The sequence below is a fragment of the Pseudoalteromonas luteoviolacea genome (genome assembly GCF_001696455.1).
GTDB lineage: Bacteria > Pseudomonadota > Gammaproteobacteria > Enterobacterales > Alteromonadaceae > Pseudoalteromonas > Pseudoalteromonas luteoviolacea_C.
Window position 1 is genome coordinate 128,502 of record NZ_MAUJ01000001.1, and the last position, 15,965, is coordinate 144,466.

At 41.5% G+C, this 15,965-nt stretch carries 14 protein-coding genes; 8 read left to right on the forward strand and 6 right to left on the reverse strand.

The features are described from left to right. The first annotated feature begins 79 nt into the window (after positions 1-79). Positions 80-1,261 (forward strand): serine hydrolase domain-containing protein, encoded by a 1,182-nt coding sequence (locus A7985_RS00595; RefSeq protein ID WP_065788516.1) that lies wholly within the window; start codon positions 80-82, stop codon positions 1,259-1,261. Positions 1,262-1,296: 35 nt separating this feature from the next. Here the strand turns inward: A7985_RS00595 and A7985_RS00600 are convergent, their stop codons facing one another. Next, positions 1,297-2,889, reverse strand: a complete 1,593-nt coding sequence (locus A7985_RS00600) for an ABC-F family ATPase (protein WP_063374890.1) — start codon at positions 2,887-2,889, stop codon at positions 1,297-1,299. A 287-nt stretch (positions 2,890-3,176) separates the two neighbouring features. On the opposite strand from A7985_RS00600, the gene A7985_RS00605 reads away from it, so the two are divergent. Together A7985_RS00605 and A7985_RS00610 are read left to right on the forward strand one after the other, a co-directional pair. Further along, positions 3,177-5,180, forward strand: coding sequence for a methyl-accepting chemotaxis protein (locus tag A7985_RS00605; RefSeq protein ID WP_065788517.1), 2,004 nt, complete (start codon positions 3,177-3,179; stop codon positions 5,178-5,180). A 9-nt stretch (positions 5,181-5,189) separates the two neighbouring features. Continuing rightward, complete coding sequence (locus tag A7985_RS00610) at positions 5,190-5,549, forward strand: hypothetical protein (RefSeq protein ID WP_065788518.1); 360 nt, start codon at positions 5,190-5,192, stop codon at positions 5,547-5,549. A 470-nt stretch (positions 5,550-6,019) separates the two neighbouring features. On the opposite strand, the gene A7985_RS00615 is transcribed toward A7985_RS00610, so the two are convergent. After that, on the reverse strand, positions 6,020-6,571 hold the full coding sequence (locus A7985_RS00615) for a zf-TFIIB domain-containing protein (protein WP_065788519.1): 552 nt from the start codon (positions 6,569-6,571) through the stop codon (positions 6,020-6,022). A gap of 310 nt (positions 6,572-6,881) precedes the next feature. On the opposite strand from A7985_RS00615, the gene A7985_RS00620 reads away from it, so the two are divergent. After that, positions 6,882-7,646 carry a class II glutamine amidotransferase gene (locus A7985_RS00620; protein ID WP_065788520.1) on the forward strand — a complete coding sequence of 255 codons (765 nt, stop codon included), beginning with the start codon at positions 6,882-6,884 and terminating at the stop codon, positions 7,644-7,646. Between the two features lie 44 nt (positions 7,647-7,690). Here A7985_RS00620 and A7985_RS00625 read toward each other — a convergent pair whose 3' ends face one another. The 3 genes from A7985_RS00625 to purM are packed head-to-tail and all read right to left on the reverse strand — an operon-like array spanning position 7,691 to position 10,102. Continuing rightward, on the reverse strand, positions 7,691-8,458 hold the full coding sequence (locus A7985_RS00625; protein ID WP_176716668.1) for a DUF3108 domain-containing protein: 768 nt from the start codon (positions 8,456-8,458) through the stop codon (positions 7,691-7,693). Further along, positions 8,406-9,050 carry a phosphoribosylglycinamide formyltransferase gene (purN, locus tag A7985_RS00630; RefSeq protein WP_065788521.1) on the reverse strand — a complete coding sequence of 215 codons (645 nt, stop codon included), beginning with the start codon at positions 9,048-9,050 and terminating at the stop codon, positions 8,406-8,408. Before purN ends, A7985_RS00625 begins: the two co-directional genes overlap by 53 nt. Next, on the reverse strand, positions 9,050-10,102 hold the full coding sequence (gene purM, locus A7985_RS00635; RefSeq protein ID WP_065788522.1) for a phosphoribosylformylglycinamidine cyclo-ligase: 1,053 nt from the start codon (positions 10,100-10,102) through the stop codon (positions 9,050-9,052). The genes purN and purM overlap by 1 nt, the downstream gene beginning before the upstream one ends. A gap of 355 nt (positions 10,103-10,457) precedes the next feature. On the opposite strand from purM, the gene A7985_RS00640 reads away from it, so the two are divergent. From A7985_RS00640 to A7985_RS00650, 3 genes are all read left to right on the forward strand, one after another. Next, the gene (locus tag A7985_RS00640) at positions 10,458-10,697 is read left to right on the forward strand and encodes a YdcH family protein (protein ID WP_065788523.1); all 240 of its coding nucleotides are present in this window, start codon (positions 10,458-10,460) and stop codon (positions 10,695-10,697) included. 96 nt (positions 10,698-10,793) lie between these two features. Next, the gene (locus A7985_RS00645; RefSeq protein ID WP_081310374.1) at positions 10,794-12,398 is read left to right on the forward strand and encodes a putative bifunctional diguanylate cyclase/phosphodiesterase; all 1,605 of its coding nucleotides are present in this window, start codon (positions 10,794-10,796) and stop codon (positions 12,396-12,398) included. Between the two features lie 331 nt (positions 12,399-12,729). Then, a complete protein-coding gene (locus A7985_RS00650; protein ID WP_370671154.1) occupies positions 12,730-13,323 on the forward strand; it encodes an MlaC/ttg2D family ABC transporter substrate-binding protein in 594 nt (197 codons plus the stop codon). 2 nt (positions 13,324-13,325) lie between these two features. Here the strand turns inward: A7985_RS00650 and A7985_RS00655 are convergent, their stop codons facing one another. Beyond that, complete coding sequence (locus tag A7985_RS00655; protein WP_256096628.1) at positions 13,326-14,135, reverse strand: DUF2989 domain-containing protein; 810 nt, start codon at positions 14,133-14,135, stop codon at positions 13,326-13,328. A 323-nt stretch (positions 14,136-14,458) separates the two neighbouring features. On the opposite strand from A7985_RS00655, the gene A7985_RS00660 reads away from it, so the two are divergent. Continuing rightward, positions 14,459-15,901: a glyceraldehyde-3-phosphate dehydrogenase gene (locus A7985_RS00660; protein WP_065788525.1), complete on the forward strand. Its 1,443-nt coding sequence runs from the start codon at positions 14,459-14,461 to the stop codon at positions 15,899-15,901. The last annotated feature ends 64 nt before the right edge of the window (positions 15,902-15,965 follow it).

Here is a 15,965-nt window from a genome sequence, read left to right on the forward strand (position 1 = left end):
TTAGTAAATCGCTGATACGCATTCGTTTTTTGAAATTCCATATACTCAAATTAAAAGAAACAGTGATATGGAATCCAATATGAATCAATTAAAACAGCAAAGCCTTTTGGCAGTTGTTATGCTTGCGCTAAGTGCATGTGGAACAAGCAAGAGTAACAGTACAGATACTAAGCCACTACCAGATACGAAACCTTCACCGCAGCAAGCCGTAAACCCGCCAGATTATCAAGGGCTGATAAATGGCTTAATTTCCAGTGAAGTGCATGGCATTATTTTGCATGTTTCCGCTGCCAATGGGGCATTTACCGGTAGCGCTGGCCTTGCCAATTTAGCGACACGAGAAGTTCTCCAACCAGATGCGGTTTATCACTTAGCAAGTAGCGGAAAAATTTTTACCGCGTTATTGGCGGTACGACTCCATGAGGAAGGACTCCTCGACCTTGATCTGACAATAGACAATTGGTTGTCAAACGAGGTGGCCAGTCAAATTCAATATTCAGATCAAATCACACTGAGGCAATTACTAAATCATAGTAGCGGAATTTATAACTACTCTGATCCACGCAGTAAAGATGCGTATGTTGAGTATGTTATGGCTAACTATAAAAATGGCATTTCTAACGGGGACTTATTGCAATTTGCCTATGGACAACCAGCCTATTTCAAACCTGGTGAGGGAGTAAAGTACTCAAACAGTAACTATGTGCTTGCTGGCATGATAATGGATAGCGTATTGGGCCATCCTAATGCATTGGCAATGCGCGATAAAATCATAGACAGGTTATCGCTCAGTGATACCTTTTCGGTTGGTATTGAGAATCAAGTTGCGCAGATTACCCCCGGCTATGAAAAACAAAATGACGCGTTTATAAATACAGGCCCAATTTTAAGCCAAGTGACCGCCGCTTCAACACCTGTGGCTTCATCAGTCACAGAGGTTGCTAAACTAATGAGAAGTATTTTTAAAGATGATACTTGGCTTTCGCAAGCGGAGCGAGAAGCCTTGCTAGGAGAAGCTAGTCAAGTGAAGGCATCAGCCAATTTAGACTATGTACTAGGACTTTGGAAAGAAGAGTTCAATGGCTATACGGTGTACCATCATAATGGGGGAAATCACGGATACATTTCAAACAATATATATGTACCTGAATTAGATGTAAGTATCGTGTATTTTCTCAATTGTGGGCTAAGTGACCCATGTATAAACGCGTTTAATACGATTGAACAAGCTGTAAAGCAGTATGTTATCGCAAATCAATAAGAAGATGAGCGCGGTGATTAACCGCGCGACAAACATTAATCTTCAATGCCTCTGAATTTTAAGAATTCAGAATAGGTACCTTTAAAATCGGTAATTTTATTGTCTTTTATTTCAAGAATACGTGTTGCAAGAGAGTCTACGAAAACACGGTCGTGAGAGACGAAAAACAGTGTTCCTTTGTATTGCTCAAGTGCCGTGTTCAAGGATTCAATTGACTCCATATCCATATGGTTCGTAGGCTCATCCATTAGTAGAATGTTTGGTTTATGCATCATCAATTTACCAAGCAGCATGCGACCTTGCTCACCACCTGACAGCACTTTTACAGATTTTTTGATACTGTCTTGTGAAAACAACATGCGACCCAAAAAGCTGCGCAGCACTTGTTCGTCATCACCTTCTTGACGCCATTGCCCCATCCACTCCATTAGGTCCATATCTTTTTCGAAGTCTTCAGCATGGTCTTGAGCGTAGTAACCTATATTACTGTTTTCAGACCACTTAAAGGTACCATCACGCTGCTGTAATTGGCCTGCAAGCGTATTGAGCAGTGTTGTTTTACCGACACCGTTTTCACCAATAATGGCCACTCGCTCACCAACTTCGAAAATCCCATTGAATTGACTGAATAAGTCCTCTTCGAAGCCTTGCGATAAGTTTTCAATTTCCAATGCGTTTCTAAATAGTTCTTTAGATTGCTCAAATCGAATAAATGGGTTTTGGCGACTTGAGGCTTTAACTTCGTCAAGTTGGATTTTGTCAATTTGTTTAGCACGTGATGTTGCTTGCTTTGCTTTTGATGCATTCGCAGAGAAACGCGCTACGAAGGTTTGTAATTCAGCAATTTGGGCTTTTTTCTTCGCATTGTCAGCAAGTAGACGTTCTCTTGCTTGTGAAGCTGCCGTCATGTATTCATCATAGTTGCCTGGGTACACACGCAGCTCACCATAATCTAAGTCAGCCATATGCGTACATACACTGTTTAAAAAGTGACGGTCGTGCGAAATGATGATCATCGTGCAGTTTCGTTCGTTCAGTGTGTGTTCCAACCAGCGGATAGTATCAATGTCCAAGTTGTTGGTTGGTTCGTCGAGCAGCATGATATGCGGGTCTGCAAACAGTACTTGCGCCAATAGTACACGCAGTTTCCAGCCCGGTGCGACTTCACTCATTAAACCAAAGTGTTGCTCGGTAGGAATACCAACCGCCAACAATAGCTCACCGGCTTTAGATTCTGCCATGTAGCCATCCATTTCGGCGAACTTAACCTCTAAGTCAGCGACGATCATGCCTTCTTCTTCACTCATTTCAGGTAAAGAGTAAATTCTGTCGCGCTCTTTTTTAACTTCCCAAAGCTCTTTGTAGCCCATGATGACGGTATCGATTACCGTAAATTCTTCATAAGCGAATTGATCCTGATTTAGTTTTGCCACCCGCTCTTGTGGGTCATAGCTCACGTTTCCGCCAGTGGGCTCCAATTCACCACTTAGGATCTTCATAAAAGTTGATTTACCACAGCCATTCGCACCAATAAGGCCGTAGCGATTACCTTCGCCAAACTTGACTGAGATGTTTTCAAAAAGTGGCTTTGAGCCAAACTGCTGCGTGATATTCGCGGTAGAAATCAAAATTTAACACCTTAAATTATTTAAAACGGCGCAACGTTACCCGCTGTTGGCGGTAACTGCAAGCATTGAATGCCAGAAATAGACGATTAGTAATTATATTACAGTTTAAACTGCACAAATATGTAAACAAGCGCTTATTTGCACGTAAGTTTGTTGCTGTTACCTTGCAAAAATTCAATTTAGTGCACTTTTATCTACAAAACTCAAAGCAAAGCACTTTTTATTCGCAAAGCGCAAGATAGTTGACTATATATTGATGTATGAAGTGTTAACAAGATAGACATCAGATGCAATTAACCGTTTCAGCTCGCGTAATGAGTGGATTTACGGCAGTTGTAGTTTTGGCTTGTATTATTTACGCAGTAGCTTTGACAGGGAACATAACTATCGGTGGCTCCGTTCAAAAGGTTTCCAAACAAAGTGTGCCCACTTTGATTGCCGGCAACACCATGCTGCAATCGGTATTACTTTCTCAGCTTTCTTTAGTGCAACTTGAAAAGGCAACAACACTTAGTCAAGTGCAATCAATAAAAGCTGGTTACAGTGAACAGAAAAGCAAAAACCAGGATGCAATACGGCAGCTGCAAGAGCTAACAAAACCGATTGCTGACATCAATCTTACCTTTAAGCAGTCAAGTGAGCTGAATACATCTTTTTTTCATGCCGCTGATAAGGCGTTTGTAGACGTTACTAGGGTCGTCAGCCTCTCTCAGAAAACGACTGAACTTGCCAGTGAATTTGGTGATATGGGTGATGAAACGCTGAGTTATGCCTATGACCTTGATGGTTTGTCAGATGATGATGCTGTATCTGATACAGTAAACAGCTTTATTGAAAACATTGAAAACCTCGTCGATGAAGTGAGTTCCGGCTTACGTTCAAACATTAAGTTTGAAGTGCTAAATGTGCGGTCTGTAGCGAAAGATACGCTCGATGAAATGGACGCGCAGTTTGCTTCTATTAAACAGGCCTCAGGTATTTCGGGCACAGAGCAAATCACTGTGATGGCAGATAATTTCGCGCGTTTTAAAGACGCCTTAGTAGGGCCTGAAAGCGCGTTGACAGCGAGAGTTAATACCCTATCAGAAAAGCAAAAAGTCGGGTCTGAAATACAAAGTGCCAAAGACGCAGCTAACCAGCTGCAAATACAATTAGATGAGTTAAACAAGCGCATTATAGGTTTAACTGACGAAGCCCAACAAGAAGCAAAAACCGCAATAGATGAGAGTCAAACAGTCACAACGGTACTCACCGTATTGATGATAATACTGTCTGTCATAATCGCTTTTTATGTTATCAACAGCATTCGCAAGCCTTTGTACACAATTGTTGATCTGATCAATAAAGCTGCTAAAGGGGACTTAACCGTACAATTTGAGCAATTTCAAAAGGATGAGTTCGGGCAACTGGCCGACAATATGCAAAAGCTAATTTCAAGCCTCGCTACAATTCTGCGTGAAGTAACCAGTAACACGCAGGTGCTAGCGTCAACCGCTGAACAGACTAACAGCATTTCAGAACAGAGCTGTAATAGCGCGTCGCAACAGAGTGAACAAATGAGCGCGATGAGCAGTTCAATCTCGGAAATGAAAGAAACCGTGAGCTCTGTTACAGACAGTATTCATAAAACCTTAGAGCATGTGCAGCAAGCAAGCTCTGAAGCAACATGTGGAGAGCAGCGTTTGCAGGCGAACGTTGCTGAAATCAAAGAGCTTGAAGTTTCGATTGAAAAATCAGCAAACGCCATTTCATTGCTCAGCAGCGAATTAGACAATATTAACTCCGTGCTTGCAGTTATTAGAAGCATAGCCGAGCAGACAAATCTACTTGCTCTAAATGCAGCAATAGAGGCTGCTCGGGCAGGTGAGCAGGGCAGAGGGTTTGCTGTTGTTGCGGACGAGGTTAGGACATTGGCAAGTCGAGCGCAAAATGCCACTGAAGAGATTGAAAAAGCAATTAGTGGATTACAAGAAGGGGCACGAGAGGCCGTAACCACCATGTCCACATCACAAAAAGAAACTCAGACGTGCGTTCAAGGCATAGAGTCAGTCAAAGATACTTTAGTGTCAATCGTAGGCAGTGTGGAAACGATAAAAGACATGAGTCAACAAATCGCAGCGGCTTCCGAAGAGCAAAGCCTTGCGGCCATGAGTCAATATGAAAATGTTCAGCATATGCATGAAATAACAGACTTAACGTCGAATCATGCAAAAGAAAATCAACAGGCCAGTCGACAGCTCGCTGAAATGGCAGAGACGCTTAGAGCCATGATGAGCCAGTTTAAAACTTAGGAGAATGCAATGAAACTACTGTTAGCAATTGGCGCGGTGTCCCTTGTGCTTAGTGCCATGCCTACTGAGGTAAAAGCAGGCACATGCGAGATTAAATACCTGAGAACGGCTTGTCCAGGAAAAGAGAAAATCAGTTATAAAAAGTGTAAAGGTAAGCAGCGCTGCTCTAAATTCAAAGAAGCGGCAACGGCTGCTGAGTGTGGCGAAATGGCGGTGAAGTCTTGCCGAAATAAGCGCTTAACCATTACAAAGTCAAAAGTGATCACTGCGCTGTTTGATGGGCAACAAATCAAAGCAAGCAATGGCAGTGAAGATTTTTGTACTGTGTATGCAAAAGCGTCTGAAGAGTTCAATAAATGTGGTGGGTAAAACCACAGAATATTGAGCTGGGTTCACAATGACTGCTTAACCATTGCTATGTTGTTTTTTGTAAATGATTAAAAAACAACTTGAGCTTCATTGTTTGATTGGGTGTATCGATTTTTTGTTTTCAATATAGCAGTTACTGACCTTTGAGTAAGAGGTTAGTAGCGCTTGTTAAAAATATTCATTGTATATTGTATGCAATGTTGCTAGTGTCATAGATGCAATTATCTTTTAACGAAAAGGAATGGTCTATGAAAATTAAATTAAATAAAAGAAACTCATCAGTTTGTCTGACGACGCAAGTGTATTACCCCAGCAGTTAACACCTCAAATTGCGGGTGGTTACCTTTCTGTACAAATATGTGGGCCGACAATATCTTGTGGCAGGTGTTATGCTAATACGGATAAGGCGCCAGAAGGTCAGCCTTAATTAATGGCAGTGGCTTCGTATTCGCGAAGCCACTGCATGTGTGTTACTTTTCTGCAGAGTATGGGTCTTCAGCCATTAAATAGGCTTTTAAATCCGCTTTTTGTGGGTGTGCAGCTAACCAAGCGCGTATTTCTTTCAGCTTATCGTAATCGGCTTTATCAAATTTATCTGAATAAATATTGGTAAATGATTGAATAGTAGATTGTTCGCGGATCTGGTTTTGCCATTGCTGCGTTGCAATGGCATTGAGTGAATCAGCGACACCTAATTGTTTCAACAATTCCCATTCTCCGGGGTCGAGCCACAGACCGCCGACGGCGACACTGTAATCAACTCTATGCTCTGATTTTTCAGATACCCTAAATTTACGCATTATAGAGCCTGATACTGGGCAAAGTTTTGCACGTTTAGAGTCTTTAGGTGTTAGTTCCATCGATGTGCTGGTAAAACTGAAATTTTTGTTTTTCTCTTTCCATGCAACAAAATCTTCTATTAATATCCAGTGTCCATTGCAATTAGAGCAAGTGTGGGCTCTGAATGCGTCATCAAGAAGGGTTGATTTTAAAGTGCCACTTTCACAGCTTGTACAATTCATTATAAGGTCTCCATGCTTGGCTTTCCGTTTTGACATGATCAATGTTGTCACCATGTGTGGTAACCGATAGTACGATTTATTCAGGTAAAGTCAATTAACAAAGGGGTTCGCACTACCTACAGGCCCCATCTAATCTTTACGTTATTTGGCAGTGAGACCTTGCTATATTTACTGGGTTGGTCCCAATAGTAAGTTAATGATAAACTAACTAAAAATTGATTATTACTCGTGGCAGATTACAAGCCTAAATGGCAGAGTAATTAATGTTGAGAAGTACTTAGAGCCTTGACCCTTAAGGAATATAATTTATATGTGTGAACTGCTAGGCATGTCTGCAAATGTGCCAACAGATATTTGTTTTAGTTTTTCTGGCTTACTCGAGCGTGGGGGGAACACGGGCCCTCACAAAGACGGATGGGGCATTACTTTCTATGAAGGCAAAGGCTGTCGAACTTTTAAGGATCCTGAACCAAGCTGTCGCTCTGAAATAGCAAAGTTAGTAAAGGCTTACCCTATCAAAAGTGTATCTGTGATAAGCCATATAAGGCAGGGTAATCGCGGGCGAACATGTTTAGAAAATACCCACCCATTTACTCGAGAATTATGGGGTCGGGAAATATCATACGCACACAACGGACAGCTATCTAACTATAAAGATCTTAAACCAGAATATTACAAGCCGGTAGGTAATACGGACAGCGAATTAGCATTTTGTTGGTTGTTAGATAAGATTCGCCAAAAGTATCCTAAAAAACCTTCAAATATGGCTAGTGTGTTCCGTTATGCAGCCAAATTGGCCAACCAGTTAAGAGAGAAAGGCGTGTTCAACATGCTATTAACCGATGGTGTTTTTGTGTTGGCATACTGCAGTAATAACTTGCATTGGATCACTAGGCGAGCGCCGTTTGGTAAAGCAACGCTTATAGATGCGGATATGGTGGTGGACTTCCAGAAAGAGACTACTCCTAATGACGTCGTCACTGTCATTGCCACTCGACCACTCACGAATGATGAACAATGGAATAAAATGGAACCTGGTGAGTTTGTGTTGTTTAAGCTCGGAGAAAAAGTTTAGCTAGCAGATGTCTTGATGACATCTGCTAGTTAAAGGGTTAACGGTTATTGTGCTTGTTTTGGGTTTTGTGCAGTCATTTGTATTTGGAACTGCTCAACACCATCTTTGCCTTTCAGCATTTGCACCAACATGTAATCATATTTTGGTGCAAACCAAGCTAAAGCGTGGCGTTTGTTGTTGTCATACAGCCGTTTAACTTTAATAGTTTCAACGTTACCGATAGGGAGCGTAATGGTTTCTTTACCGATTACTTTAAAATTGTATAACCTGACGTTGCCATTTTTATCGATAATTGGGTAACTAAACTGGGTTTTTCCAGCTTTGAGCTCATGCCTTAATTGATTTTGGTAAGACAGTACATCTTGGCGAGACTCATCCCACTCCACTTTTAAAGGGTATTCGTGCTCTTTTGAAAAGAGTTGTTTGTTTTCTCTATCGAACTTAATCCTAAAGCTTTTGTCAGGTCGAGTGCCTTCACGGTTTAAGCTGTAATGGAGTGGTTTTGTTTCTCCATTTTCATATCTGAATAAGCTCTGCTCGGTACGTTTCTCTGTAAAGATCATCCACTTGACGTCCGTTTCGTAGCTTAAAGCATATGTGTTATCAGCAACTTGTGTAAATGCCCTGGTCGCTGTGCCGTGAATTTTTCCTTTTCTTAATACGTTGTATTCGGCTGAGTATTCTGTGAGTGTCGAGGCTTGAAGGGAAGAAGAGAAAACAGCGCTTAAGCCTATTAGCAAAGCGCTGCGTACATATTTTTTAGTTGTAATCGACGCCTTGCGCTGGAAGGGGTTGGTTATCAAAAACTGCATAGTCTGCTTCCATTGTTAGTCTGTGTTCACTGAACCACTTGACCACCAAAGGGTATATGACATGTTCTTGTTTATGTACCCGCTGTGCTAACGCGTCCGCTGTATCGTTGGGCAAAATAGGTACTTTTGCCTGTACTACAACTGGACCTCCGTCTAATTCTTCGGTAACGAAGTGAACACTAGCGCCATGATACTCATCGTTTGCGTCAATTGCTCTTTGGTGGGTGTTCAGCCCTTGATACTTAGGCAACAAAGAAGGATGAATGTTCAACATTTTTCCTTTAAATTTTTGCACTAAGCTAGGAGTTAGAATACGCATAAATCCAGCTAATACAACTAAATCTGGATTACAAGAGTCAATTATTTTCGCAAGTTGTTCATCATAGGCTTCACGACTATCAAACGCTTTATGACTTAAAACTTGAGTTGGGATGTTGGCTCGTTCCGCACGTGTTAGTCCGAAAGCATCCGCTTTGTTACTGATCACAGAGACGATATCACCGTTGATATCGCCGCTTTGACAGTGGTCAATTATGGCTTGCAAATTTGAACCACTACCCGAGATCAAAACAACGATCCGAGTGGGTGCCATTACTGGGCACCACCTAAGATTTCAACTTGTTCTTCGCCTTCAGCGGCATCTTGGATTTCACCGATGTGCCAAGCATTTTCGCCTTGAGCGCTCAGAATTTCTAAGCTTTGTTCAAGCTTTTCTGCTGGCACAACGAGTATCATACCAACACCACAGTTAAACGTACGGTACATTTCATGTGTACTTATGTTGCCGTTTTCTTGGAGCCAGTTGAAAATTGCAGGCCACTCCCAGCTATTACCTTTAACAACTGCTTTTGCAGATTCAGGCAGAACGCGAGGAATGTTTTCCCAGAAGCCACCACCCGTGATGTGTGATAGTGCGTGAACATCTACTTCTTTAAGAAGCTCAAGAATTGGCTTAACATAAATGCGAGTAGGCTCAAGTAAGTGTTCGCCTAGGGGTTTACCCGCATATTCTTCATTTGTGTCAGCACCTGAAACTTCAAGAACTTTACGAATCAAAGAGTAGCCGTTCGAGTGAGGGCCGCTTGAAGCAAGTGCAATCAGTTGATCGCCTGCTTTAACTTTTGTACCGTCGATGATCTTTGACTTTTCTACGACGCCAGTACAGAAACCAGCCATATCGTAATCATCACCTTCGTACATACCTGGCATTTCAGCAGTTTCACCGCCGATTAGGGCACAGCCAGATAGTTCACAACCAGCGCCGATACCGCTTACTACATCAGCAGCTGTATCTACATCTAATTTACCAGTCGCATAGTAATCTAAGAAAAACAGTGGCTCAGCACCTTGAACAATCAAGTCATTAACACACATAGCAACAAGGTCGATACCCACCGTGTCGTGCTTTTTTAAGTCAATGGCTAAACGAAGCTTAGTACCAACACCATCAGTACCAGCTACTAGTACAGGCTCTTTATAGCCTGTCGGTAGTTCGCACAGTGCACCAAAACCACCAATACCGCCCATTACTTCTGGACGGCGTGTTTTTTTCACTACGCCTTTAATGCGCTCAACCAATGCGTTACCAGCATCGATATCAACGCCTGCGTCTTTATAGCTCAGAGACTGTTTTTGTTCGCTCACAGGTTTTCCTCAAAATAACAGTATAGATTTGCTTAGAAACGCGCGTATTTTACAACAATTGCGCGAACGCGGCTAGTTGAAATACGTGGTCGGAGTTTAATGTTTTTTAAAGTCTATGACCTAAAGGAAGTATTTCCCATCATTAGCGCTGATAAGCGCTAATGGGGCGATTTTAGCTTGCGTTAGATCAAAGTGTTACGTCTTGTAAGGCGTACTATCAGGGGGGAGGGAGAATAAAAGTCAGTTTCAATAGCCAGTTACTTGAATGTTTTAGGGTTCGGGTTTGTGTAACTAGGCGGCGTACTGACTTTCACCCCAGTTAAAACCGAGCCCGTTACCGCAGCAGGAAATAGATATGACGATTGGACACGACCGTCTTGTAAAAGAGTTACCTGAGTTTGAGTCTAAAATCTGCGAACTTAAAGAGTGTGACCCCAGTTTTGCTAAGTTACTCAATGACTACAATAAATTAGAAAGTAAAATTGCAAGTATACATAGTGGACTGCATCCGGAGTTAGACAATCTGTTAGTAGAGCTAAAGAAACGTAGTTTAACGCTCAAAGACCGAATGTACATCGTATTGAAAAATACTTGATTTGGGCTTAAAGCTTAGTGGGGTTATAGTCAATGAGAGCGCATATCTAAAATATTAAACTATACTAAAAACAATCTTTCCCCTTGGGTCTTGTTTTTGGAAACATTAAGCCTTTGTTTGATCCTCGTTGGGCTTGCTTTCTTAGTGGTATCGTTTCGTCCCGCTTTGGAAATATGCCGTATTGCTCAATCTCCGGGTTGGCGCGTCCTGTTTGCGTTAATCTGCTTTTTTGTTACTGGTTATGCGGGCTTTGCGATTTATGTCTATGAAAGAGTGGATGCTTCCAATATCACGTTTGGGCTTTCTACAATACTGGTGTTAGGTGGCTTATTTGTTATTGTTGTCGTCAATTTGAGCAAAGCTAGCTTAACTAAGCTACAAAAATCTGTAGATCTAGAGAAATACAACTCCCAACATGATCATCTGACTAAACTACGAAACCGCCCTCAATGTTTTGCTTGTATTGAAAAGCGTCAACGTGTTAATCAGCAATTTTCTGTGGTGCTCTACGACTTATACAATTTAAAGCAAATCAATGATGCGATGGGGCACTTCTTTGGCGATAAACTGTTAATACAGTTTGCCCAAGCAATCTCCAATAGTTTGCTCCCTGGAAGCGAGTTATTTCGCATTGGTGGTGATGAGTTTGTTGTAGTGAGCGAAGCGCGCAACGAATCCGCTTTATTTGCGCAAAATAACGCCATACTCAGTTCTCTCCACAATGGGCTTGTTGTTGAGGAAGTGGCCGTTGATGTGATTTATAGTTCAGGTGCCATCATTAATGTGCCTGAAGAAAGAACTTCTGCTTCGGAACTACTCAAGCGTGCGGACATCGCGATGTATGCAGCAAAACGAAGTAAACAGAGTCTCGTGCTGTTTGATAAAAAATTGCATCAGGGGGTGGTGTCTGAATTCCATATGCTAAATGACTTTAAGAGTGCGTTAGCAAGGGGGGACTTAACGGTTTTTTATCAACCGATTGTGGAGACTGAAAATAGCAAAGTGCATGGTGTCGAGGCGCTTGTGAGGTGGCCCTCTGATGATGGCGCTTTTATCTTGCCAGAACGCTTTATCCCCATAGCTGAAAAAAACAATATGATTAAGTACTTGAGTGCTTATGTGATCAACACTGTATTCAGTGATTTGAGCGTGCTGTTGAAGTTAAATTCGAACCTGTCCGTACATATTAATCTTTCTTGCCAAGATTTGGTGGGTAATAACCTTATTAACGTCTTAAATAGCCAAATTGAAAGCAAAAAGGTCGACCCAAGTAGGATCATCTTTGAACTTACAGAAAGTATGGTGATGACAGATGTTGAGCAAACCAAGCAACTTATTGAAAGATTAATTGATATGGGGTTTGCGGTAAGTATTGATGACTTTGGGACGGGGTTCTCCTCATTTTCTATATTAAAAGAATTGCCGATCTCTCAAATTAAGATAGACAAGTCGTTTGTTACAAAATGTTTAGAGCAAGATAAGGATCGAGCAATCATTGAAACCACACTCTTTTTGGCTAAAAAGCTTGGGTGTTCAGTCGTCGCTGAGGGAGTCGAAAATGATGAAACAACACAATATCTCGCCGAGCAAGGATGTACATATATCCAAGGATTCAACATTAGTGAGCCGCTATCTTTAGGTGAAGTCAAAGGCTGGATAACCAGCAGTGGCTTAGTTCAGACGGCGTTAAGGAAGTATTAAGTTTCGGCCTGTTATCCTCGCCCGCTTTTTTAAACTGAGTGGGTTAAACAGCACAGTAATATTTTGATGACATTTTTCAGTTAGTTTTTATACCTACAGGGCATTGAAAAGTAACCGCAAATTCCTTCTTAATATTTATTTGAATTAGAATTCACACTTGTCTGGTCCATTCTATCAAGCAGAATGTTTCATTCTGTAAAATCCAATACAATTTTTGACAACTTCTGCGATCATATCGTTTTAGCATATTCACCTTAAAAGGTGTGTTTGAGTATGTTGTTAAAGACTCACAATTGAGCCATGTGGGTAGGTTTATTTTATTAAAGAGGAATTGAAATTGAAAAAAGTCGTCAGCTTTTTATTTTTAGTGTTTTGCTCAACGATGGCGATGGCTAATGAGACGCCATACCAACTTATCACACAAGTTGGTGATGGGCTCTTTGCGGACATAAAGAAAGTGAATGCAGGAGGCAAAGCGACACCAAAGGAAATGCGTGGCATTGTGAAAGCGCGTTTAATGCCGCATATAGATACTCGATTTGTATCTAGAAAATTACTGGGTAAGCATATAAAAGGCTTGAAGCGTCAAGAGGCCATCGAATTTATCGGGGCTGTCACCCATTACCTCGAAGTGACTTATGCAAGTGCCTTGATGCAGTATAAAGGCCAGGAGGTGGTTTTTGAGCAGGCCCCAGCGCCAAAAGATAGCAAATATGCGACAGTAAAGGCGATTATCAAAGAAAATGCTGGGCCAGACATTGACCTACACTTTAAATTCCGCAAAGGAAAAGACGGACAGTGGAAGGTATATGATCTCGTGGCAGAAGGGATTTCATTGCTTAGCGCGAAACAAAAAGAAATTGTATCGCGCATTTCGCAAGTAGGGCTCGCACAGGTTACAACTGAGTTAAACGGTAAAGGTTAGAATTAACCTCTAGGAGATAGAAACTTGCCGGTCTCTATCTCCTCGCGCGTTTTTAATGCCAGTTGTTCTAAGACACCAATATTCTTTCCACGAGCTGTCAGTTCATGCTTTATATCAATTAAATCTACCGCCTCAAAGCCGGATAATTGCGCTATTCTGGCGAAAGTGTAGGCATGTTTATACTTTTTTTGTTTGTAAAAAATACTCACAAGTGCTTTATAGACTTCAATATCTGGTGTTTCCCCAGCTTGATTAAGCTCTAATACTCGATAGAGCAGATCTATCGTCTTATCATCATCAAACTTTGCGTAATAAGTTGCTAAAAACATTTGGATTTCGCTATTGTCTCTGACATATGGCTCATCTTGCATTCTCAGCAGCTTATTCATTGCGAACTGGCTGTTGTTTCTTGACCAATGGTAATACAACAACCCAGGGTGGTTTGAACCTCTGGTGTCTTGATAAATGCGATTCATTTCTTTCAAACTGGTCAAGTGTCCTTCGACACGAGAGGTGGTTTTTTCTTTGAGTTTGATATGCTCAATCTTGGCAGCTAAAGAGATACAAGTGTTGTAAGTTTCGAACTTTTTGAGCAATTGATATTTATTGTCGTCATTAGGATCTTTATATTCGATATAACGGCTAATAATGACTGATGCCCTTTCTTCTTTACAATGACTATCTTTATTTAGGTCACTACAAAAACCAGGCGTTTCATCACACACTTTGGCCAGTGTTAAAGGTTCCTCACATCCAGTCATTAATGCGAGCAATGAAGCACTGACAATAGAAAACATCCACCTATTAGCCATTGTTTATCCTAAATAATTTTCACACGGGCACAACATACCATTTTTGCATCTATCGAAACAGCCCTATCATTGGGTATGTTTTATAAGTTTAATCTAGATGGCGCAATTTGTAAGACTATTTTATGAATTTTGACAGGCAGTGAGTTGCCTTGCTACTTATCACCGGGATTAATAATGACGTCGTATAAGTAGAGTAACGGTTGTACCCATTGTAAAAACTTGAGGAAATATCAGGTAAAAGTGGAGAATAATTGCAGATTAAATTAGAATGGCGGTGCCCATTAGGGCTATCCGTTCAAAAAATTGTTTATTAGGCAGAAAAAATGACCTTATCTCACGAGCAAGAATATCAAAATAGCTGGCAGGAGCGCCAAGATTACGCAGAAAATATGCAGCCTATTATTGGCCGTTTATACCGTAACTTAGGTGTTGAAATCGCTGTTTATGGCCGTCCACTTGTAAATACAAGCACAATTGACGTAATCAAAGCTCATAAAACAGTAGCACGTTTTGAAGAGACTAAATTGCGTCTTCGTGAAAGCTTCCCATTCTTAGAAGCTATCAGCAAAATGGAGCTTGCGCCTGGTCGTATCGATTTAGGTAAGCTAGCTTATGCATATATCTATAAAAATGCAGGTGAAGGCCGTTCAATTGAAGAGTACTTGAACAGTGAGCTTGCTGACTTATTAAATAAAGGTACGCGTCCAGAACCTCGTGACGTAGTACTATATGGCTTTGGCCGTATTGGACGTTTATTAGCGCGCCTGCTTATCGAGCGCGGCGGCTCTCACGCTGATTTACGTCTTCGCGCTATCGTTGTTCGCGGTGGCCGTGACGGTGACCTAGAAAAGCGTGCAAGTTTGTTACGCCGTGATTCAATTCATGGTCCTTTCGATGGTTCAATCACAGTTGACCACGAAAAGGGTGCTATTAAAGCAAATGGTAACTACATTCAGATTATTTATGCAAACTCGCCTGAAGAAGTCGATTACACTAAATACGGTATTGAAAACGCGCTTGTTGTCGACAACACCGGTGTTTGGAAAGACGAAGATGGCTTAGGTAAACACCTTAAGTCTGTTGGTGCATCTAAAGTACTTCTGACTGCACCTGCAAAAGGTGACATCAAGAACATCGTTTACGGTGTTAACAACGCAGATATTCTTGGTGAAGATAAGATTGTTTCAGCGGCGAGCTGTACAACGAATGCAATCACGCCAGTATTAAAGGCGCTTAATGATAAGTTTGGTATTAAGAATGGTCACGTTGAAACGGTTCATTCATATACAAACGACCAAAACCTAATTGACAACTACCACAAAGCAGAGCGTCGTGGACGCAGTGCGGCACTGAACATGGTTATTACTTCAACAGGTGCTGCAAAAGCAGTGGCGAAAGCCCTTCCTGAGCTAGCAGGTAAGTTAACGGGTAACGCAATCCGTGTTCCTACGCCTAATGTATCTATGGCTATTTTGAACTTAAACCTAGATTCAGAAACGACTGCTGAAGAGTTAAACGAGTTCCTACGTGAAACTTCACTGTACTCTGACCTTCGCGACCAAATCGATTATACAGCTTCAACAGAAATCGTATCTACTGATTTAGTCGGCAGCCGCTATGCAGGTGTTGTTGATTCACAAGCAACAATTGTTGATGGCGACCGTGTAGTACTATATGTTTGGTACGATAATGAGTTCGGTTACAGCTGTCAGGTTGTTCGCGTAATGCGCGATATGGCTGAAGTAGCCTTCCCAAGTCTACCTTAATAAAGGTCTGACCAATAAAAAAGCCAGCATTAGCTGGCTTTTTTAGTTTTTGATCGGCGTCATG

What these genes read in the sequence shown, in the direction of transcription:
- A7985_RS00595 (WP_065788516.1), top strand. Translation starts at nt 80, where the DNA reads ATGAATCAATTAAAACAGCAAAGCCTTTTGGCAGTTGTTATGCTTGCG.
- A7985_RS00605 (WP_065788517.1), top strand. Translation starts at nt 3,177, where the DNA reads ATGCAATTAACCGTTTCAGCTCGCGTAATGAGTGGATTTACGGCAGTT.
- A7985_RS00610 (WP_065788518.1), top strand. Translation starts at nt 5,190, where the DNA reads ATGAAACTACTGTTAGCAATTGGCGCGGTGTCCCTTGTGCTTAGTGCC.
- A7985_RS00615 (WP_065788519.1), bottom strand. Translation starts at nt 6,571, where the DNA reads ATGAATTGTACAAGCTGTGAAAGTGGCACTTTAAAATCAACCCTTCTT.
- A7985_RS00620 (WP_065788520.1), top strand. Translation starts at nt 6,882, where the DNA reads ATGTGTGAACTGCTAGGCATGTCTGCAAATGTGCCAACAGATATTTGT.
- A7985_RS00625 (WP_176716668.1), bottom strand. Translation starts at nt 8,458, where the DNA reads ATGCAGTTTTTGATAACCAACCCCTTCCAGCGCAAGGCGTCGATTACA.
- purN (WP_065788521.1), bottom strand. Translation starts at nt 9,050, where the DNA reads ATGGCACCCACTCGGATCGTTGTTTTGATCTCGGGTAGTGGTTCAAAT.
- A7985_RS00640 (WP_065788523.1), top strand. Translation starts at nt 10,458, where the DNA reads ATGACGATTGGACACGACCGTCTTGTAAAAGAGTTACCTGAGTTTGAG.
- A7985_RS00655 (WP_256096628.1), bottom strand. Translation starts at nt 14,135, where the DNA reads ATGGCTAATAGGTGGATGTTTTCTATTGTCAGTGCTTCATTGCTCGCA.
- A7985_RS00660 (WP_065788525.1), top strand. Translation starts at nt 14,459, where the DNA reads ATGACCTTATCTCACGAGCAAGAATATCAAAATAGCTGGCAGGAGCGC.